Origin of the sequence: Amycolatopsis sp. NPDC049688 (genome assembly GCF_040674975.1) — a bacterium.
GTDB lineage: Bacteria > Actinomycetota > Actinomycetes > Mycobacteriales > Pseudonocardiaceae > Amycolatopsis.
On record NZ_JBFANY010000004.1, the window covers coordinates 408,588 to 428,957 of the forward strand.

At 71.5% G+C, this 20,370-nt stretch carries 25 protein-coding genes; 12 read left to right on the forward strand and 13 right to left on the reverse strand.

The window, feature by feature from the left end; genetic code table 11:
- Positions 1-13 precede the first annotated feature (13 nt).
- Positions 14-643, reverse strand: a complete 630-nt coding sequence (locus AB0J55_RS17205) for a DUF4360 domain-containing protein (RefSeq protein WP_364248839.1) — start codon at positions 641-643, stop codon at positions 14-16.
- 410 nt (positions 644-1,053) lie between these two features.
- On the opposite strand from AB0J55_RS17205, the gene AB0J55_RS17210 reads away from it, so the two are divergent.
- The 5 genes from AB0J55_RS17210 to AB0J55_RS17230 all read left to right on the forward strand — a co-directional run bounded on the left by AB0J55_RS17210 (position 1,054) and on the right by AB0J55_RS17230 (position 4,059).
- Positions 1,054-1,482, forward strand: coding sequence for a MarR family winged helix-turn-helix transcriptional regulator (locus AB0J55_RS17210; protein WP_364248841.1), 429 nt, complete (start codon positions 1,054-1,056; stop codon positions 1,480-1,482).
- Positions 1,483-1,585: 103 nt separating this feature from the next.
- A complete protein-coding gene (locus AB0J55_RS17215; RefSeq protein WP_364248843.1) occupies positions 1,586-2,572 on the forward strand; it encodes a malate dehydrogenase in 987 nt (328 codons plus the stop codon).
- A gap of 130 nt (positions 2,573-2,702) precedes the next feature.
- Positions 2,703-3,299 carry an ATP-dependent Clp protease proteolytic subunit gene (locus tag AB0J55_RS17220; protein WP_364248845.1) on the forward strand — a complete coding sequence of 199 codons (597 nt, stop codon included), beginning with the start codon at positions 2,703-2,705 and terminating at the stop codon, positions 3,297-3,299.
- A gap of 79 nt (positions 3,300-3,378) precedes the next feature.
- Entirely contained in the window at positions 3,379-3,531 is a 153-nt protein-coding gene (locus AB0J55_RS17225; protein WP_364248847.1) for a hypothetical protein, read from the forward strand.
- Complete coding sequence (locus AB0J55_RS17230) at positions 3,532-4,059, forward strand: GDSL-type esterase/lipase family protein (protein WP_364249538.1); 528 nt, start codon at positions 3,532-3,534, stop codon at positions 4,057-4,059.
- A 99-nt stretch (positions 4,060-4,158) separates the two neighbouring features.
- Here the strand turns inward: AB0J55_RS17230 and AB0J55_RS17235 are convergent, their stop codons facing one another.
- From AB0J55_RS17235 to AB0J55_RS17250, 4 genes are all read right to left on the reverse strand, one after another.
- Positions 4,159-6,213: a M3 family metallopeptidase gene (locus AB0J55_RS17235; RefSeq protein WP_364248849.1), complete on the reverse strand. Its 2,055-nt coding sequence runs from the start codon at positions 6,211-6,213 to the stop codon at positions 4,159-4,161.
- Between the two features lie 95 nt (positions 6,214-6,308).
- Positions 6,309-7,025 (reverse strand): histidine phosphatase family protein, encoded by a 717-nt coding sequence (locus tag AB0J55_RS17240; RefSeq protein ID WP_364248851.1) that lies wholly within the window; start codon positions 7,023-7,025, stop codon positions 6,309-6,311.
- 24 nt (positions 7,026-7,049) lie between these two features.
- Positions 7,050-7,892 carry an undecaprenyl-diphosphate phosphatase gene (locus tag AB0J55_RS17245; RefSeq protein ID WP_364248853.1) on the reverse strand — a complete coding sequence of 281 codons (843 nt, stop codon included), beginning with the start codon at positions 7,890-7,892 and terminating at the stop codon, positions 7,050-7,052.
- A gap of 1 nt (position 7,893) precedes the next feature.
- Complete coding sequence (locus AB0J55_RS17250) at positions 7,894-8,931, reverse strand: LLM class F420-dependent oxidoreductase (protein WP_364248855.1); 1,038 nt, start codon at positions 8,929-8,931, stop codon at positions 7,894-7,896.
- An 86-nt stretch (positions 8,932-9,017) separates the two neighbouring features.
- Between AB0J55_RS17250 and AB0J55_RS17255 the strand changes: the two genes are divergently transcribed.
- The 3 genes from AB0J55_RS17255 (at position 9,018) to AB0J55_RS17265 (ending at position 11,319) form a co-directional block, all read left to right on the forward strand.
- Positions 9,018-9,986, forward strand: a complete 969-nt coding sequence (locus tag AB0J55_RS17255) for an aldo/keto reductase (RefSeq protein ID WP_364248857.1) — start codon at positions 9,018-9,020, stop codon at positions 9,984-9,986.
- Between the two features lie 98 nt (positions 9,987-10,084).
- Positions 10,085-11,098 carry a hypothetical protein gene (locus AB0J55_RS17260; protein WP_364249541.1) on the forward strand — a complete coding sequence of 338 codons (1,014 nt, stop codon included), beginning with the start codon at positions 10,085-10,087 and terminating at the stop codon, positions 11,096-11,098.
- A complete protein-coding gene (locus AB0J55_RS17265) occupies positions 11,095-11,319 on the forward strand; it encodes a DUF5703 family protein (protein ID WP_004561940.1) in 225 nt (74 codons plus the stop codon). Before AB0J55_RS17260 ends, AB0J55_RS17265 begins: the two co-directional genes overlap by 4 nt.
- On the opposite strand, the gene AB0J55_RS17270 is transcribed toward AB0J55_RS17265, so the two are convergent.
- Genes AB0J55_RS17270 through AB0J55_RS17280 form a run of 3 tightly spaced genes read right to left on the reverse strand, consistent with a single transcriptional unit; the run spans position 11,316 to position 13,043 of the window.
- On the reverse strand, positions 11,316-12,044 hold the full coding sequence (locus AB0J55_RS17270) for an SRPBCC domain-containing protein (RefSeq protein ID WP_364248859.1): 729 nt from the start codon (positions 12,042-12,044) through the stop codon (positions 11,316-11,318). The two genes, AB0J55_RS17265 and AB0J55_RS17270, sit on opposite strands and share 4 nt — an antisense overlap.
- A gap of 1 nt (position 12,045) precedes the next feature.
- Entirely contained in the window at positions 12,046-12,633 is a 588-nt protein-coding gene (locus tag AB0J55_RS17275) for a helix-turn-helix domain-containing protein (RefSeq protein ID WP_364248861.1), read from the reverse strand.
- Positions 12,634-12,665: 32 nt separating this feature from the next.
- On the reverse strand, positions 12,666-13,043 hold the full coding sequence (locus tag AB0J55_RS17280) for a MerR family transcriptional regulator (protein ID WP_364248863.1): 378 nt from the start codon (positions 13,041-13,043) through the stop codon (positions 12,666-12,668).
- Between the two features lie 28 nt (positions 13,044-13,071).
- On the opposite strand from AB0J55_RS17280, the gene AB0J55_RS17285 reads away from it, so the two are divergent.
- Positions 13,072-13,773, forward strand: a complete 702-nt coding sequence (locus AB0J55_RS17285; RefSeq protein ID WP_364248865.1) for a methyltransferase domain-containing protein — start codon at positions 13,072-13,074, stop codon at positions 13,771-13,773.
- On the opposite strand, the gene AB0J55_RS17290 is transcribed toward AB0J55_RS17285, so the two are convergent.
- A complete protein-coding gene (locus AB0J55_RS17290) occupies positions 13,751-14,632 on the reverse strand; it encodes an alpha/beta hydrolase (RefSeq protein ID WP_364248867.1) in 882 nt (293 codons plus the stop codon). The genes AB0J55_RS17285 and AB0J55_RS17290 overlap by 23 nt on opposite strands.
- Entirely contained in the window at positions 14,632-15,954 is a 1,323-nt protein-coding gene (locus AB0J55_RS17295) for a M20/M25/M40 family metallo-hydrolase (protein ID WP_364248869.1), read from the reverse strand. Before AB0J55_RS17295 ends, AB0J55_RS17290 begins: the two co-directional genes overlap by 1 nt.
- 297 nt (positions 15,955-16,251) lie before the next feature.
- Between AB0J55_RS17295 and AB0J55_RS17300 the strand changes: the two genes are divergently transcribed.
- Together AB0J55_RS17300 and AB0J55_RS17305 are read left to right on the forward strand one after the other, a co-directional pair.
- Entirely contained in the window at positions 16,252-16,779 is a 528-nt protein-coding gene (locus tag AB0J55_RS17300) for a hypothetical protein (RefSeq protein ID WP_364248871.1), read from the forward strand.
- 14 nt (positions 16,780-16,793) lie between these two features.
- Entirely contained in the window at positions 16,794-17,090 is a 297-nt protein-coding gene (locus AB0J55_RS17305) for a hypothetical protein (RefSeq protein ID WP_364248873.1), read from the forward strand.
- A gap of 33 nt (positions 17,091-17,123) precedes the next feature.
- Here AB0J55_RS17305 and AB0J55_RS17310 read toward each other — a convergent pair whose 3' ends face one another.
- Together AB0J55_RS17310 and AB0J55_RS17315 are read right to left on the reverse strand one after the other, a co-directional pair.
- Positions 17,124-17,690: a hypothetical protein gene (locus AB0J55_RS17310; RefSeq protein ID WP_364248875.1), complete on the reverse strand. Its 567-nt coding sequence runs from the start codon at positions 17,688-17,690 to the stop codon at positions 17,124-17,126.
- A 61-nt stretch (positions 17,691-17,751) separates the two neighbouring features.
- Positions 17,752-18,735 carry a YbhB/YbcL family Raf kinase inhibitor-like protein gene (locus AB0J55_RS17315; protein ID WP_364248877.1) on the reverse strand — a complete coding sequence of 328 codons (984 nt, stop codon included), beginning with the start codon at positions 18,733-18,735 and terminating at the stop codon, positions 17,752-17,754.
- Positions 18,736-18,875: 140 nt separating this feature from the next.
- Between AB0J55_RS17315 and AB0J55_RS17320 the strand changes: the two genes are divergently transcribed.
- The gene (locus AB0J55_RS17320; protein ID WP_364249544.1) at positions 18,876-19,550 is read left to right on the forward strand and encodes a GntR family transcriptional regulator; all 675 of its coding nucleotides are present in this window, start codon (positions 18,876-18,878) and stop codon (positions 19,548-19,550) included.
- Here the strand turns inward: AB0J55_RS17320 and AB0J55_RS17325 are convergent.
- Positions 19,498-20,364, reverse strand: coding sequence for an alpha/beta fold hydrolase (locus AB0J55_RS17325; RefSeq protein WP_364248879.1), 867 nt, complete (start codon positions 20,362-20,364; stop codon positions 19,498-19,500). The two genes, AB0J55_RS17320 and AB0J55_RS17325, sit on opposite strands and share 53 nt — an antisense overlap.
- Positions 20,365-20,370 lie beyond the last annotated feature (6 nt).

Here is a 20,370-nt window from a genome sequence, read left to right on the forward strand (position 1 = left end):
CACCCGGAGCCGATCACGGGCAGGTGAGCCACGCGAAGTGGTACGTGGTGGTGATGCTGCCGTCGGTCGAGTCCATCGTGACGTAGCTGGTCGTCTTCTTCGGATCCGACGTCCCGGCCGCGGCCCGCAGTTCCGTGTTGATGTTCAGGTTGCGTTCCTCGCCGCACGGCTTGAATGCGATCGCACCGACTTCCGTGGAATCGGTGAATTGCCAGTCGTTCTCGAACGGACCCGTCAGCGAATGCTGAATATAGGCCGTCGGCGAATTACCCTGGAAATAGTAGTTCGCTCTTTCCAGGCCGGTCGCGCCGCGCTCCAGGTGCGCGAATCCCCGATAGTCGGCCGACGCGATTCCGTAGGTGAAGCCCTGCGGCACGTGCACCCGCAGGCCGATCTGGCAGTTCTTCCTGGCGTCCAGCGGGCCGGCGCCGACACCCACCAGGGCCGTGTAGGTGCTGTAAGTTACGGTGAACGCCGTGTTGTCCTGCGACACCGAGACCGCGGCCGAGTTGGGCGGACAGCCGGTGCCGTTGACGGTCGCGACGTCGATCACGATTTTGTCGGGCGGCGGAGGAGTGCTCCACGAATGAGGAGTGACCACAGAGGATAGCGCCATTACGGCAGCAACGACCGCAGACAGCATCGGAATCCTTCCCAATACATTCGAATTGGGGACGGGGGCCGGACCATGGTAGCGAAAGGATCATGGAAGCAAACCCCGCTGAACGGAGCAACGCGCAGTAGCCGTCCCGCCACACGGTAAGCCGATAATTTCGGACCGGCATTCTCGCGAAAGACGAATGAATGCGACCGGAAAACGATTTCGCGCCCCCGGACCGCTGCCCGCCGTCCGCGATCACCCCGCGACGTCCGGGCTTGATCGTTTCACCCCGCCGGCAGAACCACGACCAGCCCCAGAGCCTCGACTCCGGCCACCGCCCACGGCCCCCGGCGCACAGATCGAGCCTTCCTTCGTCGCTGCCTCAACGTTAGAAGCCTAACCATTAGACTTCAAACGCTTAGACCTCTACACATCTGCGATAGAGTTCCCCCGTGCCACCCCCCGCCCCCATCGGCGTCGTCCTCGCCCGCACCGCCAAAACCGCCGGCCGCGCCTTCGACCAGGCCCTCGCCGCCGCCGGCGGCTCCCAGCCCGTCTGGCAGATCCTCATCTCCCTCAAAACCACCCAAGTAGCCAACCAGCGCGAACTCGCCGACGCCATCGGCATCCAGAGCGCCACCCTCACCCACCACCTCAACAGCATGGAAACCGCCGGCCTCGTCACCCGCCGCCGCGACCCCGCCAACCGCCGCGTCCACCTCGTCGAACTCACCGACCACGGCGAACAGCTCTTCCACCGCCTCGCCACCGCCGCCATCGCCCACGACCAGCGCCTGCGAAAAGGACTCACCGACACCGAGATCGCCCAGCTCGCCGACCTCCTCCACCGCCTCGCAGCCAACGTCACCGACGACGACTGAAAAGCGATCCTCACTACAGTGACTGGACGCACCCGACCAGCGACACCGAGGAGGGATAGGCTCCCAAGCACTAGCCAAAGTCGTCTCAAGCTGGAGAACCGCAATGACCCAAGCCCCAGTCAACGTGACCGTCACCGGCGCCGCCGGCCAGATCGGCTACGCGCTGCTCTTCCGCATCGCGTCCGGTCAGCTCCTCGGCCAGGACGTCCCCGTGAAGCTGCGGCTCCTCGAGATCCCGCAGGCGGTCAAGGCGGCCGAGGGCACCGCGATGGAACTCGAAGACGGCGCGTTCCCCCTCCTCGCCGGCACCGACATCTTCGACGACCCCAAGCAGGCCTTCGAAGGCACCAACATCGCCCTCCTCGTCGGCGCCCGCCCCCGCAGCAAGGGCATGGAGCGCGGCGACCTCCTCGAAGCCAACGGCGGCATCTTCAAGCCCCAGGGCGAAGCCATCAACGCCGGCGCCGCCGACGACATCAAGGTCCTCGTCGTCGGCAACCCCGCCAACACCAACGCCCTCATCGCCCGCTCGCACGCCCCCGACGTGCCGGCCGACCGCTTCACCGCGATGACCCGCCTCGACCACAACCGCGCCCTCGCCCAGCTCGCCAAGAAGCTCGGCGTCCCGGTGACCGACCTCAAGAAGGTCGCCATCTGGGGCAACCACTCCGCCACCCAGTACCCCTCGGTCCAGCACGCCGAATTCGGCGGCAAGGCCATCGCCGACGCCGTCGACCAGGCCTGGCTCGAAAACGACTTCATCCCCACCGTCGCCAAGCGCGGCGCCGCCATCATCGAAGCCCGCGGCCTCTCCTCCGCCGCCTCGGCCGCCTCCGCCGCCATCGACCACGTCTACACCTGGGTCAACGGCACCCCCGCGGGCGACTGGACCTCCGCCGCCGTCGCCTCCGACGGCTCCTACGGCGTCCCCGAAGGCCTCATCTCGTCCTTCCCGGTCACCGCCGAGAACGGCCAGTACAAGATCGTCCAGGGCCTCGAGATCGACGACTTCTCCCGCGCCCGCATCGACGCCTCCGTCAACGAGCTCGTCGAGGAACGCGACACCGTGCAGAAGCTCGGCCTCATCTGAGCCTGCACACCGGAAAAAAAGGGGGCCGCCGTCCGCAGTGGACGGCGGCCCCCTTTCGCGTCCGGCGAACACCGCACGCCCACAGCGAAACCACCACCGCGAACCGGATCTTGCGCCCTACCGTCGCCCCATGACCCTTCTCGCCGTGCCCGACATGCAGGCCCCCGTCCAGTCCCCCGACGACACGGTCTACCAGCAGCTCCTGCGCGACCGCATCGTCTTCCTCGGCACCGAGGTCAACGACGAGGTCGCCAACCGGATCGTCGCCCAGCTGCTCCTGCTCGCCGCCGACGACCCGGCGAAGGACATCACCTTCTACATCAACTCCCCCGGCGGCTCCGTCACCGCCGGCATGGCCATCTACGACACCATGCAGCTCGTCAAACCCGACGTCGCCACCTACGGCCTCGGCTTCGTCGCCTCCATGGGCCAGTTCCTGCTCTCCTCCGGCACCCCCGGCAAGCGCTACCTGCTGCCCAACACCCGGATCGTCATGCACCAGCCCTCCGCCGGGATCAGCGGCGCCGCCACCGACATCGCCATCCAGGCCGAAGTGTTCGGCCGGATGAAACGCCGCATCGCCGAAATCACCGCCCGCCAGACCGGCCAGACCGTCGAACGCATCACCGCCGACGCCGACCGCGACCGCTGGTTCGACGCCGACGAAGCCCTCACCTACGGCTTCGTCGACCACATCGTCGCCAACGAGCACCGCACCACGGCCTGACACCTCGCGGCGGGGAATGCCAGCCGGCTGCCAGCCCGGCGTGCGTTCCCCGCCAGCCACACCCACCAGGCTCGGCCCCATGACGATCACACTCAAGTCCCACAGCACGGTGCTGTTCACCGGCGACTCCATCACCGACCTCTGGCGCCCCGACGGCGAAGACCGCTGCGGCTATCCCCTGCTCGTCGCGGGCGAATGGTGCTTCCGCCACCCCGAACGGCCGCTGACCTAGATCAACACCGCCCACGCCGGAGACACCACCGAAGACCTCGAGGCCCGCTGGCGAACCGACGTCCTCGACGCCCACCCCGACGTGGTGTCCGTCCTCGTCGGCGTCAACGACAACGGACGGCACACCTTCGACCCCGCGGCCCGCGAAATCTCCGCAGCCGAGTTCACCGCGAACTACCACCGCCTGCTCGCCCCGCTCGCCGAAGCAGGCACCGAGCTCATCCTCATCGAACCGTTCCTCGTGCCGGTCCGCGGCGACATCACGGCCGGCATCCACCGCGACGGCGAGGCCGCCGACGTCATCATCGGCGAAGACACCCGGCGGGCCTGGCGCACCGGCCTCGACCCGAAGATCCGCGCCGTGCGGGACCTCGCGGCCGAGTACCACGCCGAACTGCTCGCCGCCGACACCCTCTTCGCCGGACTGTCCACCTCGGACCGGCCGGAACGCTGGTCGGAAGACGGCGTACATCCGACTCCGGCCGGCCACCGCGCCCTCGCGGAAGCCTGGCTCGACCTGGTGACCTGAGCCGGTCACCGGCGTCTTTGCGGGTTTTTGGGCAATTGATACTGCGGGTCTGGTGCGAAAAACCAGCCCGGCTGTATAGGTCGTTATACAATAAGGAGGTCAGACCCCGTTGAGGCCGCGGCGGGCCAGCAGGGGCTCGATCTCGGGGTCGCGGCCCCGGAAGGCGCGGAAGGCGTCCATCGGATCGACGCTGCCGCCGCGGCCGAGCAGGGTGCGGCGGAAGTGGTCGCCGTTTTCGCGGGTCAGTCCCCCGCTCTCCCGGAACCACTGGACGGTGTCGGCGTCGAGGACCTCGCTCCAGATGTAGGAGTAGTACCCGGCGCTGTAGCCGCCGCTGAAGATGTGGGCGAAGTAGGTCGTGCGGTAGCGCGGCGGGATGGCGTCGACGGCCACACCGGCCTTCACGAGCGCTTCCCGTTCGAACGGCTGCACCTCCCCCACGCGGTCGTCGACGCCGAGGCTGTGCCAGGCCTGGTCGAGCAAGGACGCCGCGAGGTACTCGGTGGTGGAGAACCCTTCGCCGTACTGCTGGGCGGCGAGCAGCTTCTCGACCTGCTCCTGCGGCAGCGCCTCGCCGGTCTCGTGGTGCTTCGCGTAGTTGGCGAGGACCTCCGGCCACAGCATCCACATCTCGTTGACCTGCGAGGGGTATTCGACGAAGTCGCGGGGCACGTTGGTGCCGGAGAAGGTCGGGTACCGGACCGCGGAGACCAGCGCGTGGAGGGCGTGGCCGAACTCGTGGAACGCGGTGACGACCTCGTCGAAGGTCAGCAGGGTGGGCTCCCCCGCCGGCGGCTTGTTCACGTTGAGCACGTTGACCACGACGGTCTTGCGGCCCAGCAGCTCGGACTGGTCGACGAAGGTGTTCATCCAGGCGCCGCCGCGCTTGGCGTCGCGGGTATACAGGTCGAGCAGGTACAGGCCCAGCGGGGTGCCGTCGGCGTCGAAGACCTCGAAGGTCCGGACCTCCGGGTGGTACTTCGGCAGGTCTTCGCGCTCGGTGAACGTGAGGCCGTACAGCTTCGTCGCGGCGAAGAAGACACCGTCGAGGTACACCCGGCCGGCTTCGAAGTACGGGCGCAGGGCCTCGGTGTCGACGTCGAACCGCTCACGGCGGACCTGGGCGGCGTAGTACGGCCAGTCCGACGGCCGCAGCGTCGCCCCCGGCACGTCGGCTTCCAGCAGCTGCTGCAGTTCGGCGGCTTCGGCGCGGGCGTTCGCGACCGCGGCGGGCGCCAGCCGTTCCAGCAGCCCGGCGGCGGCTTCGGCGGTCTTCGCCGTCTCGTCCGCGATGACGTACGCGGCGTGGTCGGGGTAGCCCAGGAGCGCGGCCCGCTCCGCGCGCAGCCGCACGATCTCGGCGACGACGGCGTTGTTGTCGTAGTCGTTGCCCCGGTTGCCCCGCGCCATCGACGCGGCGTGGATCCGCTCGCGAACCTCGCGGTTGCACAGGGTCTCCAGCGGTGACGCCTGGCTGGTCGGCAGGCTCAGCGTGAGCACGTACTTGCCGTCCTCGCCCCGGGCGGCGGCCGCCTCGGCCGCGGTGGCGATCGCGCCTTCGCCGAAGCCGTCGAGCTCGGCGCGGTCGGCGATCACCACGGCCAGCTCGTTGGTGTCCTTGAGCAGGTTCTGCTGGAACTTCGTCTGCAGGGTGGACAGCTGCTCGTTGAGCTCGCGCAGCCGGGCCTGCTCGGCCTCGCCGAGGCCGGCGCCGGCCCGGCTGAAGTCGGTGTGCCGCCGCTCCAGCAGCCGCAGCGACTCCGTGTCCAGGCCGAGCTCGCCGCGCCGCGCGTGGAGCGCGTCGATCCGGGCGAACAGCTGCGGGTTCAGGTGGATGGCGTCGTGGTGGGCGGCCAGCTTCGGCGCGAACTCCGCCTGGATGGCCTGGATCTCGTCGGTGCTGTTGGAGCCGGCCAGGTTGTAGAACACGCTCGCCACGCGGCCCAGCAGCTCGCCGGCGCGCTCGAGGGCCACGATGGTGTTCTCGAACGTCGGCTCGGCGTCCTGCGCCGCGATCTGCTCGATCTCCGCCGCGTGCTCGGCCAGCCCGGCTTCGAACGCGGGCCGGTAGTGCTCGTCGGAGATCCGGTCGAAGGGCGGCAGGGCGTAGGGCAGCTCGCTGGGTGCGGCGAACGGATTGTCCGGCGAAATCATCGGGCAGGCTCCTGGTCGGGGACAGACACACTCGGTCCCGCCACCCTACGTGGTCTTCCTGTGCGCGTGTCAGCGCTTTCCGGAGGTGGCCGGGGTCACCGGCCCGTGCCACCGCCCACGACGGCGTCGCTGCTCACACCCTTTTCACCGGCCTTCTTCCCGCGCTTGGGCTTGGGCTCCGGCGGCACGATCCCGCGGAGATCGCCGCCGTGGTCGTTGACCCGCATGACGAACGGCCGCGTCTCGGTGTAGCGCACGACCGAGATCGACGCCGGGTCGACGACGATCCGCTGGAAGGCGTCCAGGTGCTGGCCGAGCGCGTCGGCGAGGATGGACTTGATCACGTCACCGTGGCTGCACAGGAGCCAGACGGCGTGGTCGCCGTGCTCGGCCGAGATCCGCCGGTCGTGCGCGCGGACGGCGGCCACCGACCGCGCCTGCATCGCCGCGAGCCCTTCGCCGCCGGGAAAGACCGCCGCGGAGGCGTGCGCCTGCACGACCCGCCAGAGCGGTTCCTTGGCGAGGTGCTTGAGCTCCCGGCCCGTCCACTCGCCGTAGTCCACTTCGGACAGCCCCGGCTCGACGACCTTGTCGAGCCCCCTGGCCGCCGCCAGGGGGCCGACGGTCTGCTTGCACCGCAGCATCGGCGAGACCACGAGCCCCGCGAGGGGCACGCCGTCGAGCCGTTCGACGAGCTTCTCCGCCTGGGCGCGGCCGGTGTCGTCGAGGTTCACCTTCGGGGACCGCCCGGCGAGGACGCCGGATCCGTTGGCCGTCGACTTGCCGTGCCGGAGCAGAATGACCGTACTCACGGCCCCCACCCTACGTGGCCGCGATCAGTGCCCGACGGGCCCGGCGTTCGGGTCCAGGACACCGCTGAAGATCAGCACGTACAGCAGCACACCGAGCACCAGCCGGTAGACCACGAACGGCACGAAGCTGCGCTTCTTGATGTAGGCCATCAGCCAGGCGATCACCGCGTAGCCGACGCCGAAGGCGACCAGCGTGGCCAGGATCGTCGGGCCCCACTGGGCCGGCACGCCGCCCGAGCCGATGTCCTTGAGCTTGTACACGCCCGACCCGAACACCGCCGGCAGGGCCAGCAGGAACGAGTACTCCGCCGCCTCCGCCCGCGTGTAGCCCAGCAGCAGGCCCGCGCTCGTGGTGCCGCCCGAGCGGGACACACCCGGGATCAGGGCCAGCGCCTGCGCGAACCCGAAGCCGAGCCCGTGCGGCACGGTCAGGTCGTCCAGCGTCCGGTCCTGCCGCCCGATCCGGTCGGCGACCAGCAGGATCACGCCGAACACGATGAGCACGGTCGCGGTGATCCGCAGGTCGCGGAACGCGCTGTCGATCTGGTCCTGCAGCAGCAGCCCGAGCACCACGATCGGCAGCGAGCCGACGATGATCAGCCAGCCCAGCCGGGCGTCCGGGTCACGGCGCCACTCCGCCTTGTACAGCGAGAAGAACCAGGCCCGCAGGATCTTCCCGATCTTCGGCCCGAAGTAGATGATCACCGCCAGCTCGGTGCCGATCTGGGTGACGGCGGTGAACGCCGCGCCCGGGTCGTCCCAGCCCGCCAGCGCCGCGACGATCCGCAGGTGCGCGCTCGAGGAGATCGGCAGGAACTCGGTCAGGCCCTGCACCAGGCCCAGGACGAGCGCTTCGAACCACCCCACGTCAGGCCACCCCCGCCAGGTCCAGAGCCTCGGCGGCGGTGCGCAGCGCTGCGGCCGGCTCCGGCGCGTACGGCGACACCGACAGGGTCGTCACGCCGGCTTCGGCGTATTCCTTCATCTTCTCCGCGATCCGTTCCTTCGGACCCAGCAGCGACGTCGCGTCGAGGAACTCCGGCGGCACCGCCGCCATCGCCCCCGCCCGGTCACCGGCCAGGTACTTCTCCTGCACTTCGGCGGCCTCGGCCGCGAATCCCATCCGGCACGCCAGCCGGTTGTAGAAGTTCTTCTCCCTGCTCCCCATCCCCCCGAGGTAGAGGGCCGCGTAGCCACGGACGGCGTCCGCGCAGACCCGCCAGTCGTCCCCCGGCACCAGCGGCACCGACGGGACGACGTCGAAGCCGTCCAGCGCGCGGCCCGCCCGCTCGGCGCCGGCCCGGACGTGGGCCAGCTGCTCCCCCGCGTGGGCCGGCGAGAAGAACACCGGCAGCCAGCCGTCGGCGATCTCCCCGGCCAGCTCCAGGTTCTTCGGCCCGATCGCGGCCAGGTACAGCGGGACGTGCTTGCGGGCCGGCCGGACGGTCATCCGCAACGCCTTGCCGGGGCCGTCCGGCAGCGGCAGCGTGAAGTGCTCGCCCTCGAACCGCACCCGCTCCCGCCGCAGCGCCGAGCGCACGATCGCGGCGTACTCGCGGGTGCGGCCCACCGGCGAGGTGAACCGCACGCCGTGCCAGCCCTCGGACACCTGCGGGCCCGACACGCCCAGGCCCAGCCGGAACCGGCCGCCCGAAAGCGTGTCCAGGGTCGCGGCGGTCATCGCCGTCATCGCCGGGGTGCGGGCCGGGATCTGCAGCACGGCGGCCCCGACGTCGATCCGGGACGTCTGCGCCGCGATCCAGGTGAGCACGGTGACCGCGTCCGAGCCGTAGGCCTCCGCCGCCCACACGACCGCGTACCCCAGCTCCTCCGCACGTTTCGCCAGGACCAGGTGCGCGGGGTCGTTCCCCGCGCCCCAGTAGCCGAGATTCAGTCCGAGTCGCACGGGGCCAGACCCTAACGGGGGCCTTGATCGCGACACGACTCACCTTGGTCTCCTCCGGACGGGCCAGCCCACTAGGCTCGGCGGTCGTGGAAAAGCGACTGCTCGGCCGCTCGGGACTGCGCGTCTCCCGGATGGCGCTCGGCACCATGACCTGGGGTGGCGACACGGACGCGGAGGAGGCCGCCAGCCAGCTGGTCGCCTTCGTCGACGCCGGCGGCACCCTGGTGGACACGGCCGACATCTACGGCGAGGGCGAGAGCGAACGGGTGCTCGGCTCGCTGCTCGGCGACCTCGTGCCCCGCGAAGACGTCGTCCTCGCCACGAAGGCGGTCGCCCGGCGCACCGAAGGCCCGTTCGGCGGCGGCGCCTCCCGCGGCGCCCTGCTCAGCGCGCTCGACGGCTCCCTCAAGCGGCTCGGCACCGACCACATCGACCTGTGGCAGCTGCACGCCTGGGACGACTGCGTGCCGCTCGCCGAGACCCTCTCCGCCCTCGAGTACGCCGTGACCAGCGGAAAGGTCCGCTACGTCGGCGTCTCGAACTACGCGGGCTGGCAGCTGGCCACCGCCGCCACGGGCGCGCCGGCCGCCGCGCCCCTCGTCTCCACCCAGGTCGAGTACTCGCTGCTCGAGCGCGGGGTCGACCGCGAAGTCGTGCCCGCCGCCGAGCACCACGGCATCGGGCTGCTGCCGTGGGCGCCGCTCGGCCGCGGCGTCCTGACCGGCAAGTACCGCACCGGCACCCCCGCCGACTCCCGCGGCGCGAACAGCGCCTACGCCGGGTACGTCGAGCACCACCGCACCGACCGCGCCGCCCGGATCGTGCAGGCCGTCGCGACCGCCGCCGACGGGCTCGGCACGTCCCCGCTGGCGGTCGCCCTCGCCTGGGTCCGCGACCGGCCCGGCGTGGTCGCCCCGGTCGTCGGCGCGCGGGACACCGGCCAGCTCACCGGCTCACTGGCGGCGGAGGACATCACCCTGCCACCCGCCATCCGGTCCGCGCTCGACGACGTCAGCGCGATCGAGGTCGGCTACCCCGAACGCTGGCCGCGGTGAGCGCCAGGTGTCTGTTCGGTGACACGCACGTGACGGCACGGGGATCAAGGAGCATGCTGGTGAAGACCGCCCGCCGAGGGACAACTGGAGGCCGCAACGTGCGTCGGCTCGCCGCCGGGTCGTGGATCGCGCTCCCGCTCGCCGGTGCCCTGGTGCTCTCGGGCTGCTCGTCGGCCAAGTCCACCTCCGACGACCTCCAGATCGTGGCGAACCCGACCGCGGCGCGCCCGGCCGTCTCCCCCGCGGTGACCGTGAAGCCGGCCGGTCAGGTGCTCGGCGGCGGTCCGGTCTCGGCTGTCGCCGTGGACTCGAAGACGTCGACCCTCGTCGTTGCGGTTTCCTCGCCGCCGGCTCTGCGGCTGTACGACTTGAACGCGCTGGCGTCCGCGCCGGTGAATATGCCGTTATACAGTACTGCATCACGGCTGACGGTGACGCCCGGGCGGGTGGAGATCGCCGAGCCCGGGGCCGGTGTGGTGCAGCAGCTGACGTTGCCGGACCGGAAGCTGACCGAGACGAAGACGGGCGGGCAGCCGGCGTCGAGCGTCGCCTACGGGTCCGATCGGCTGGTGGCGATGGGGGCGGCGAAGGACATCCAGGTGCTGCCGGCGGCGGGCCCGGCGCGGACGATCGGCGGGCAGCTCTACAGCGCCGACGACGTGGTCGACACCGGCAACGGGGTCGTGGTGCTGGACCGGCTGCGGACCGCGGTGTTCTCGGTGGACATCGCCGCGGGCAAGGTCAACGAGGGCCTGCGGGCGGGGGACGGCGCCGCGAACGCCGTGGCCGACTCCTACGGCCGGGTGCTGGTGACCGACGCGCGGGCGGGGGCGCTGCTGGCGTTCTCGGCCGGCCCGCTGATCCTGAAGCAGCGCTACCCGGTGCCCGGCGGGGCGTACGGGATCGCCTACGACGCCGCGCGCAGCCTGGCGTGGGTGACGCTCACCGAACGGAACGAAGTGGCCGGGTTCGACGTCCGCGGCGGCGAGCCCGTGGAGAAGTACCGGTTCCCCACCGTGCGCCAGCCGGACTCGGTGGGGGTGGACGAGAAGAGCGGCCGGGTGATCGTCGGCTCGGCCGCCGGAGAAGGGACCCAGGTGATCCAGCCATGACAGCGGTCAGCGAGGCGGTGGTCGAAGGGGATTGGGAGTATCGCCGCCTGCACCTCCCCCCGGGCGTGTCCCGGCGTGCGGCGGCGATCCAGCTCTCCATCCACGCGGAGTTCGCGGGCTGGGAACTGCGCACCGTTCGGCTCTACGCCGACGGGACGCGCCGGGTCTGGCTGCGCCGCAAGAAGACGGCCCAGAGCCTCCCCGGCGCCCTGCCGACCTAGCCGAACACCCGGTTCAGCCACTCGCCCCAGGCCTTCTCCTCGACGTCCGCGTCGGCACCCGGGGTGAACAAGTGGTGACAGGCGACCATCGCGCCCTGGAAGCCGCGTACGAACCGGAACATCGCGTCCGGCGTCCGCACGCCGGCCGTCTGGTCGTTCACGGCGTAGACGACGCCCTCCTGGCCGATCCGGACGCGGTCGCCTTCGGCCGGGCGCGCGGGCAGGCCGAGGGCCGCACCGAGCCGCGTCCACGCCTCGTCCCAGTCCCCCACCGGCGGGCCGAACGCGGTGACCGGGGTGGCCGTCCGGCCCGCGAAGCAGGTCACGTACTCGACCAGGGTGCGGAAGAACAGCTCGCCGCCCGTGGTCATCGCCTCGAACTCGTCCTCCCAGTCGTCGCCCGGCAGGAAGCCGCTGGTGACGCACCGGATCACCGTGCTGCCGCCGTCGCGGCCCTCGATGAGGAACTCGTAGGCGATCCGGCGTCCGTCCGGCGCGGTTTCGCTGCCGTAGGCGAGCTTCTCCGGCGGTTCCCACCCGGAGATCCGGAATTCGGGCCGGTACCCGCCGAAGGCGCCGCGGACCGTGCCGCCGGTGCCGCCCTCGACCTCGTTGCGGCCCATGAACCACGAGTCGATGCCGGGTCCGGTGGCGATGGCTTCCCACACCTGCTCCGGCGTGGCCCCGACCTCGGCGACGTCGGTCAGTTCGAACTCGTGGCCCACGTCAGGACTCCTCCGGGACGCTCGGGTGCACGGCGACGACCACCCGGTACGAGCGGCCCTTCTCGGCCGTCTCGTCGTGGTACTTCCCCACCAGCGTGGTGACGGCGGCGGTGAGCTCCTCGGCGAACGCGGCCCGGTCGGCGGCGGAGGCGAACCGCACCTCGCCGTCGAGCGCGAACGTGGCCAGGCGCTGCTTGGCCTTGGCGGCGCCGGTGATCAGGAGGCCGACGTCGCGCACCAGCCGTCCGGCGACGGCGAGCAGCCACCGCGCCGAGAGCCGGTCGGGCGAGCGGGCCGGGTCGGGCTGGACCGCGGCCAGCGCCGCCGGCGAGATGACGTACGACGCCGCCGTCGCCTGCATCATCCGCTCGGTGACGTTGCCCTTGCGGCGTTCCTCGACCAGCTCCACCAGGCCGTGGCTCTCCAGCGCGCGGAGGTGGTAGTTGACCTTCTGCCGGGGCAGGCCGACCCGCGCGGCGAGCATCGTCGCCGACGCGGGTTCGGCCAGTTCGGCCAGCAGCCGGGCCCGGACCGGGTCCAGCGACACCTCGGCCGCCGCCGGGTCCTCGATCACCGCCACGGGGAACATGCGCCCAGCATGGCGACCGAACAGAGAAGTTGTCAAGAATGTTCGAGCTGTCGGTCCAGGAGGCTCTGGAAGTGCGGGCAGGCCATCAGGTCGTCGTGCCGGCAGTCGCCCTCGATGAGTTCGAGCGCGGCCTGCGCCCGGGCGATCCGGGCCCGCAGCCGCTCGCGCTGCCGGGCGGCCATCGCCGCCCGGCCGGCCGCGGACCGGTCGTTCAGCATCGACCGGATGTCCGCGAGCTCGAACCCGGCTTCCTTCGCGACCAGGATCGCGGCCACCCGGCGCAGGTCCGCGTCGGTGTAGCGGCGCCGGTTCCCGGCCCGGGCCGGGGTGAGCAGCCCTTCCGCTTCCCAGTAGCGCAGCACGTGGGCCGGCAGCCCGAACCGGGCCGCCACTTCGCCGATTGACTTCATGTCGGCATTAAGTCGCAGGATGGGCCGCATGTCCACGTTGCTTACCCTCCTCGACGCCCTCGACGACCGCCCGCAAGCCGTCGACCTGCGAGAACGCTCTTACCTCGGACTCGGTGACGTCGTGGTCGACGTCGGCTGCGGCAGCGGGCGGGCCGTCGGCGAACTGGCCGCGCGCGGGGTGCGGGCGATCGGCGTCGACGCCGACCCGGCCATGATCTCGGTGGCGGCCGCGCGCTGGCCGGACGGCGAGTTCCACGTCGCCGACGCCTCCGCGCTGCCCCTCGACGACGGTGCGGTCTCCGGCTACCGCGCCGACAAGGTCCTGCACGTGGTGCCCGATCCCGCCCTGGCGGTCGCCGAGGCCCGCCGGGTGCTGGCCCCGGGCGGCCGCGCGGTCCTGACCGGCCAGGACTGGGACACGATCGTCATCGACTCCGACGATCCGGCCCGCACCCGATCGATCGTCCACACGCGTGCGGACGGCATGCCCCACCCGCGGATCGCGCGGCGGTACCGGAACCTCCTGCTGGACCACGGGTTCACCGACGTCACCGTCGAGGTCCGCACGCTGGTGTGGACCGACGCCGCGGCCCTGCCGGTACTGGCCAACCTCGGCGGCGACGGCGACTGGCTGGCCGAGCAGACCACCCGGGCCCGCGCGGACCGGCTGTTCGTCGCCGTGCCGATCTTCCTGGCCGCGGGCCGCGTCAGCTCCGGTGACTCGCGTTGACCAGCGCGACGACCCGGGGCAGCACCTGGGCCGCGGCCTCCAGCGGCACGACGTGCCCGACGCCGGGCAGCACCACCGCGGTCCCGGCGTCGAGGCCGCGGACCCACTGCTCGACGTCGGACGCGCGCACGATCCGGTCCCGCTCCCCCACGATCGCCGTCACCGGCAGGCCGCTGACCTGCGCCAGGGCCGCCTCGCGGGCGTAGGCGTCCAGGGCCGGGCGGAACAGCGAGACGGTGTGCGGCCAGTTGCCGCGGATCATCTTCACGGTCAGCTCGACCAGCTCCGGGTCCGGGTCGTCGCCGAACAGCCACCAGCGCAGGCCCGCACTGACCGCCCGGCTGGTGCGCTCGCGCACGACACCGAAGAGCTTCGAGCCGAGCACGGCCTCGAGGTCGCGGGCCAGTTTGCCCAGCGCGTTCGGCCAGGCCGCCGACACCTCGGTGGCGAGCGTGCCCGACGACGTCGCCAGCAGCACCAGGCCGGACACCCGTGCGGCGAACAGCTCCGGGTGCCGCTGGGACAGCGACATGACGGCCAGGCCGCCCATGTCGTGGCCCACGAGCACCACCCGGCCTCCGGGGACTTCGCGCTCCAGCAGTTCGGCGAGGTCGTCGCCGAGCTGGGCCATCGTCGCGGTGCCGCGCCGCGCCCGCCCCGATCCGCCGTGGCCGCGCTGGTCGTAGGTCAGCACGGCCACCGGCCCGCCGGCCGCGTCCGGCACCAGCGGCGCGATCCGGCCCCAGCTGCGCTGGTCGAGCGCGTAGCCGTGGACGAACACCACGGTCACCGGCGCGGCCGGGTCGCCCCGGCGGATGACCTGCAGGAGCGTGCCGTCGGCGAGCGCGAACCCGGTCATCAGGACGTGCGCAGGAACCGGTCGAGCACCCGGGTGCCGAACTTCAGCGCCTCCACCGGAACCCGCTCGTCGACGCCGTGGAACAGCGCCGAGAAGTCCAGGTCCGCCGGCAGCTTCAGCGGCGCGAAGCCGAAGTTGCGGATGCCGAGCTGCTGGAACGACTTCGCGTCGGTGCCGCCGGAAAGCATGTACGGCAGCGTCTTCGCGCCCGGGTCCTCGGCCAGGACGGCGGCGGTCATCGCGTCCACGAGCGCGCCGTCGAAGGTCGTCTCGACCGGCGGCAGCTCCATCCACTCCTTCTCGATGTCCGGGCCGAGCAGCTCGTCGAGCTCGCGGTCGAAGGCCTCCAGCCGCCCGGGCAGGATGCGGCAGTCGACCGCGGCTTCGGCGACCGACGGGATGACGTTCGACTTGTACCCGGCGGTGAGCATCGTCGGGTTGGCGGTGTCGCGCAGGGTCGCGCCGATCATCCGGGAGATGTTGCCCAGCTTGGCGACCGAGCCTTCGAGGTCGTCCTCGGGGAAGTCCCAGCCGGTGATTTCGGTGACGCCGGCGAGGAACTCCTTCACGGAGTCGGTGAGCACGAGCGGGAACCGGTGGTTGCCGAGCTTCGCGACGGCCTCGGAGAGCTTGGTGACGGCGTTGTCGCGGTGGATCATCGAGCCGTGCCCGGCGGTGCCGCGCACGCGCAGCTTCATCCAGCGGATGCCCTTTTCCGCCGTCTCGATGAGGTACGCGCGGACGTCGTCCTTGAGCGTGATGGAGAAGCCGCCGACCTCGCTGATCGCCTCGGTGACGCCCTCGAACAGCTCGGGCCGGTTTTCGACGAGCCACTGGGCACCGTACTGCCCGCCGGCCTCCTCGTCGGCCAGGAAGGCGAAGACGAGATCGCGCGGCGGCACGACGTTGTTCAGCTTGTAGTGCCGGGCGAGCGCCAGGGCCATCCCGCACATGTCCTTCATGTCGACCGCCCCGCGCCCCCAGACGTAGTCGTCCTGGATCGCGCCGGAGAAGGGGTGTACCGACCACTCGGACGGGTCGGCGGGGACCGCGTCGAGGTGCCCGTGGATCAGCAGCGCACCCCGGCTCGGGTCGGCGCCCGCGAGCCGGACGAAGACGTTGTGCCGGTTCTTCCCGCCGGACTCGACGTAGGTGATCTCGTACCCGGCGTCGGTCAGCTTCTCCGCGACGTACTCGGCCGCCGTCCGCTCCCCGACCAGCGTGTCGGGGTCACCGGTGTTGGTGGTGTCGATGCGGATGAGCTCACTGGTCAGCGTGACGGCCTCGGCCGCGGCGGCTTCGATCAGGTTCGGTTCGGTCACCGGCCATTCCTATCACCCGGATGGCCGGGTGCGCTGGCTGCGCGCCTGGTGGGACCGTCCCCGGCCCGGCTCCGCCGGATGAACGGCAACGGGGGCTGCCGTTCCGTGATCGCGCCGCCATCGCGGACGGCAGCCGCGTCCTCGCGGCCGGTCAGGCGAACGTCGCGGGCAGCTCCGACGCCGGCTACTTCGGTCTCGAGATCGACAACCACAGCGGGCACTACTTCCACGGGTTGGCGCACGTAGACGCGTTCGGCCGCTACGGTGTGTCCGACACGTGGGGGAGGAGCCCGGTCGGTGGCAGCCGACGGACTCGATGCGCTGAGGTTCGCGGACGCGGCGGACCGGCGGGCCGGACTGCTGTCCCTGCGGCCCCCCGACGCCGGGGCGAACTGGTGGCTCGGCGTGATCGAGCACGTCACCTTGCAGGCGACCGGACCCGGGACCCCCGAGGCGGAGCGGCGGGCGTGGGCGGAGCTGGCCGTGGCGGCCTTGGCGGCCGCACTCGGGACCGGCGGCCTGGACGACCGCGAGGTGGCGACCCGGGAAGCCCGGCTGTGCCTGGCCCTGCCCGCCGCCGACCGTCCGGACCGGCTGCGCCCGGACCGGGTCGCCCGCAACTGTCTCGCCCTCGTCGGGAGCTCGCCGGCCGAGGTCGCCGCGTCGCGGTGGTCGTTGCGCGCCGAGGACGTCCCCGTGCTGCGGAAGCTGCGCCGGGTCCGCAACCTGGTGGTTCCCGCGCTCGACCTGTCGGCGCAGGTCGAGGACGAGGAGCTCCGTCGCGAACTGGCCGAGTGGCGGGAGATCGTGCCAGCCCTGCCCTGACCTAGCCTGGCCGGGTGAAGTGGCTCGACGAAGAAGAGGCGGAATACGTCGAATACCTGGAACTCGAGCGGCGAGGGTACGCCTGGGTTCTTGAACACCACGGTGCCTGGTCCCGAGAGGAAGCCTTGGCCGAAGCCCGGGAGTTCTACCGGTACGAGCCTCCGGGCAACCGCTACCGGACCCTCGTCTTCCACGACACGTCGTGGCACTGGGCCATGCTCCGGATCCACGGCAGCCTGTACTGGCAGGCTCACCCGGAGCTGGCCACCGAGTCGGCGGAGTACGAGGCGTTCATCCGCAGTTCGACCTGACCGCGCGCGGTCGTGGAACCGGCCCGGGTCCGGTCAGGCGAGGGAAGGCACGGCCTCCTCCGGTTCGCCCGTGCTCTCCCCCTCGGCCTCGCCGCCGAACCGGTCCCGGACCTCTTCCACGACGCCCACGATCTGGCCCAGCCGGTCCAGCACCGCCTGGTGGGCCGCCCGGACCGCGGCGGCTTCCTCCTCCGCGCGGGCGATGATCTGCTCTGCGTCCCGCCGGGCCGCCAGTTCGGTCTCCGCGCGGGCCGCCTCCGCCTCGGCGGCCGCCTTCTCCGCGGCCGCCCGCAGCTCGTCGCCCTCCTTGCGGGCCTGTTCCCTGATCTCCGCCGCTTCGGCCTTGGCGACCTGGAGGATCTTTTCGATCCGCCGGCCCAGCCCGGCCGCGTCGTCCGGTTCCGCGGCGCGGGGCGCGGGCACCTGGGCTTTGGCCAGCCGGCGCTCCGCGACCCGCCGCGCCTTCTCGTGCCGGTCGATGCGCTTCTCCGCCACCCGCACGTACTCGTCCACCTGACGGCGATCGTAACCGCGCAGGACGATCGGGAACCGGACGTCGGATTCGGGCAGCGTCTCGGGTTCGGAAACCGTGTTCTCCATTCCCCGAGTGTCGGCAAAGACCCCGCGCACAGCAATCCGAAAACTGACCCGAAAGAGACGTTTAATGGCCGCGACGGCGTACCACGCGTTCGAGTATCCCCAGCGTGGCCTTGAGTGCGGACTCGGGAACGATCGGGAAGACGTTGCGCCGCTTCCACTCTTCGTCGATCTGCGACCAGTCGTAGTAGGACGTGACCAGGGTGCCGCCCTCGGCCCGTTCGAGCCGGTAGCCGTAGATGTGGCGGACGTGCGGCCGGAGGCCGGCTTCCACCGTCCAGGCGATTTCCTCGTCCGGGACCAGCGTGGTGATCACCACCTCGACCTCGTACTTGCCCAGCGGAACGTCGCCGAGGGCTTCGCGGTCCATGTGCACCCGGAACCGGTCCCCGGCCTGCCGGACGCGGTCGCCTTCGGCGGCCATGAGCATGCCCGACGCGTCGATGTCGACGTGGCCCTCCGGGTCGGTCAGCACCGCGAAGACGGCGCCCGCGGGGGCGGGGATCAGCCGGGAGACCTCGATGCGTTCGCGGGCCGGTGTTTCCGCCGTCGCGGTGAGGACCGCGCGGCCGAGCGTGTGGGACGCCATGGTGAAGCCGAGCAGGGCCGGGGTGGCGTCGGCGGGGACGCCGACGGATTCGACGTCGAGGGCGTGCACCACGACGAAGTAGCGGTGCACGCCGTGGCCGGGCGGCGGCGCGGCGCCGAGGAAGCGGGTCACCCGGGCGTCGTTGGGCAGCTGGACCGCGCCCGCCGGCAGGCCCGAGCCGGTGTCGTCGCCGGCGCCTTCCGGGAGTTCGGTGACCGTGGCGGGGATGTCGGCGACCGCCCAGTGCCAGAACCCGGAACCGGTGGGGGCGTCGGGGTCGTAGACGGTGACGGCGTAGCTCTTGGTGCCCTGCGGAGCTCCGCTCCACGACAGCTGCGGGGACCGGTCCTGCCCGGAAAGCTGCGCGGGCGGCAGGGTGCCGCCGTCGGTGACGCTGGTGCTGGTGACGGTAAAGGGCGCCGCTTCGGGCAAGCGGGCGAAGGGATCGTTGACGCTCAAGGCGTTCCTCTCGGGTCGTGCTGCGGGGCAGGGAGCCGCCGCCTGATCGACGATAGCGTCGATAATCGATTATCGCCACGATCATCTATACTGATCCCGTGACTCGCACAACACCCCCGGCCGACGCGTCCGGGCCGCTCATGCTCTCCGAGCAGGTTCACGCCCGGATCCGGGCCGCGATCATGCGCGGTGACTACGCCCCCGGCGACGCCCTGAAACCGCAGACCCTCGCCCAGGAGCAGGGCGTCAGCCTGGCTGTGGTGCGCGAGGCGCTGGTGCGCGTGGTCGGCGAAGGACTCGCCGACCGGTTGCCCAACCGCGGCTTCGCCGTCCCGGCCCTCTCCCATCGGCGGTGGCAGGAGATCGCGGAAGCGCGCCGGACCGTCGAACCGGCGGTGCTGCGCCTGTCCGTCGAACGCGGCGACGTCGGCTGGGAGGCCGACGTGCGGGCCGCCCACCACCGGCTGGCCCGCACGCGTGCGTTCGTCCCCGAAGAAGGCGAGTACTACAGCGAAGTCTGGTCCGAAGCGCACCGGGTGTTCCACCGCACGCTGCTGGCCGGCTGCGGGAACCCGGTGCTGCTGGAGACGTTCGACCGGCTGTGGGCGGCGAGTGAACTGGCTCGCCGCTGGTCGGCGCACCACGGCCCCGGCCGGGACCACGACGCCGAGCACCGCCGGCTCGAGGCGGCCGCGCTGGCCCGTGACGCGGACGCCGCGGCGGCGGAACTGACCCGGCACCTCACCCTCACGGCGGAGGGGCTCACCGCGGAGCAGGCACCACGTAAGGAGCAGCGTCCCAAGACCGGCCGGTGAAGAAGCGGACGGCCAGGTCGGCGACGTCGGCGGCGCGTTCCAGGACCACCCAGTGGTCGGAATCCCTGATGGCGGCGAACCGGCTGCCCCGGATCGTGGCCGCGAAGGCGCGCTGCCGGTCCGGGGAGGTGATGGAGTCGTGCTCGCCGGTGAACACCAGGGCCGGCACCCCGGACAGGCCGCCATCGAACGACGGGCTGCTGATCAGCGACCGCTGCAGGTAGTCCAGCACGTCCGGCACATGGACGGCGACGTCGAGCATCGAGCGCTTGACGTAGCGGTACACCAGGGCACGCCGGGGAATGTGGCGGTCGTCGTCCAGGCACAGCTGCATCCGCGCGGCCACCGCCGCGAAGCTCTCGGCATCGCCCCGCTCGAGGTGGCCGGCCGCCAGCTGCAGCGACTCCCGCTGGGCGGCGCTCGTGTGCGAGACCACGCCGCCGAGCATCAGCCGCGCGATCCGGTGCGGGTTGCGCTGGGCGCAGCCGAAGGCCAGTTCGGCGCCGTAGGAGTAGCCGAAGAGGTTGACCCGCGGGGCGGCGAGGTCGTCGAGGATCCGGTCGACCGCGGCGCCCGCGAACTCCGTCCCGGCCCCGGGCGGCAGGCAATCGGACTCGCCGACGCCGGGCAGGTCCGCCGTGACGAAGTCCGCCAGCGGGGTGATCCGGTCCTCCATGTGCGGCCAGCCCCGGCTGCCCTGGAATCCGCCGCCGAGCACGACCACCGGTTCCGTCCGCGGATCGGGCTGCCGGAGGACCCGGTAGCTGAACCGCGTTCCGCCGAGCGTCAGCGGACGGATTTCTTCCTCGGGCATGATCTC

Bases quoted from the DNA above. Each gene is read 5' to 3' on its own strand.
- AB0J55_RS17280 (WP_364248863.1), bottom strand. From the start codon at position 13,043: ATGAAGTCAATCGGCGAAGTGGCGGCCCGGTTCGGGCTGCCGGCCCAC.
- AB0J55_RS17320 (WP_364249544.1), top strand. From the start codon at position 18,876: ATGCTCTCCGAGCAGGTTCACGCCCGGATCCGGGCCGCGATCATGCGC.
- AB0J55_RS17325 (WP_364248879.1), bottom strand. From the start codon at position 20,364: ATGCCCGAGGAAGAAATCCGTCCGCTGACGCTCGGCGGAACGCGGTTC.
- AB0J55_RS17265 (WP_004561940.1), top strand. From the start codon at position 11,095: ATGACAGCGGTCAGCGAGGCGGTGGTCGAAGGGGATTGGGAGTATCGC.
- AB0J55_RS17225 (WP_364248847.1), top strand. From the start codon at position 3,379: ATGACGATCACACTCAAGTCCCACAGCACGGTGCTGTTCACCGGCGAC.
- AB0J55_RS17285 (WP_364248865.1), top strand. From the start codon at position 13,072: ATGTCCACGTTGCTTACCCTCCTCGACGCCCTCGACGACCGCCCGCAA.
- AB0J55_RS17310 (WP_364248875.1), bottom strand. From the start codon at position 17,690: ATGGAGAACACGGTTTCCGAACCCGAGACGCTGCCCGAATCCGACGTC.
- AB0J55_RS17235 (WP_364248849.1), bottom strand. From the start codon at position 6,213: ATGATTTCGCCGGACAATCCGTTCGCCGCACCCAGCGAGCTGCCCTAC.
- AB0J55_RS17290 (WP_364248867.1), bottom strand. From the start codon at position 14,632: ATGACCGGGTTCGCGCTCGCCGACGGCACGCTCCTGCAGGTCATCCGC.
- AB0J55_RS17215 (WP_364248843.1), top strand. From the start codon at position 1,586: ATGACCCAAGCCCCAGTCAACGTGACCGTCACCGGCGCCGCCGGCCAG.
- AB0J55_RS17220 (WP_364248845.1), top strand. From the start codon at position 2,703: ATGACCCTTCTCGCCGTGCCCGACATGCAGGCCCCCGTCCAGTCCCCC.
- AB0J55_RS17205 (WP_364248839.1), bottom strand. From the start codon at position 643: ATGCTGTCTGCGGTCGTTGCTGCCGTAATGGCGCTATCCTCTGTGGTC.
- AB0J55_RS17275 (WP_364248861.1), bottom strand. From the start codon at position 12,633: ATGTTCCCCGTGGCGGTGATCGAGGACCCGGCGGCGGCCGAGGTGTCG.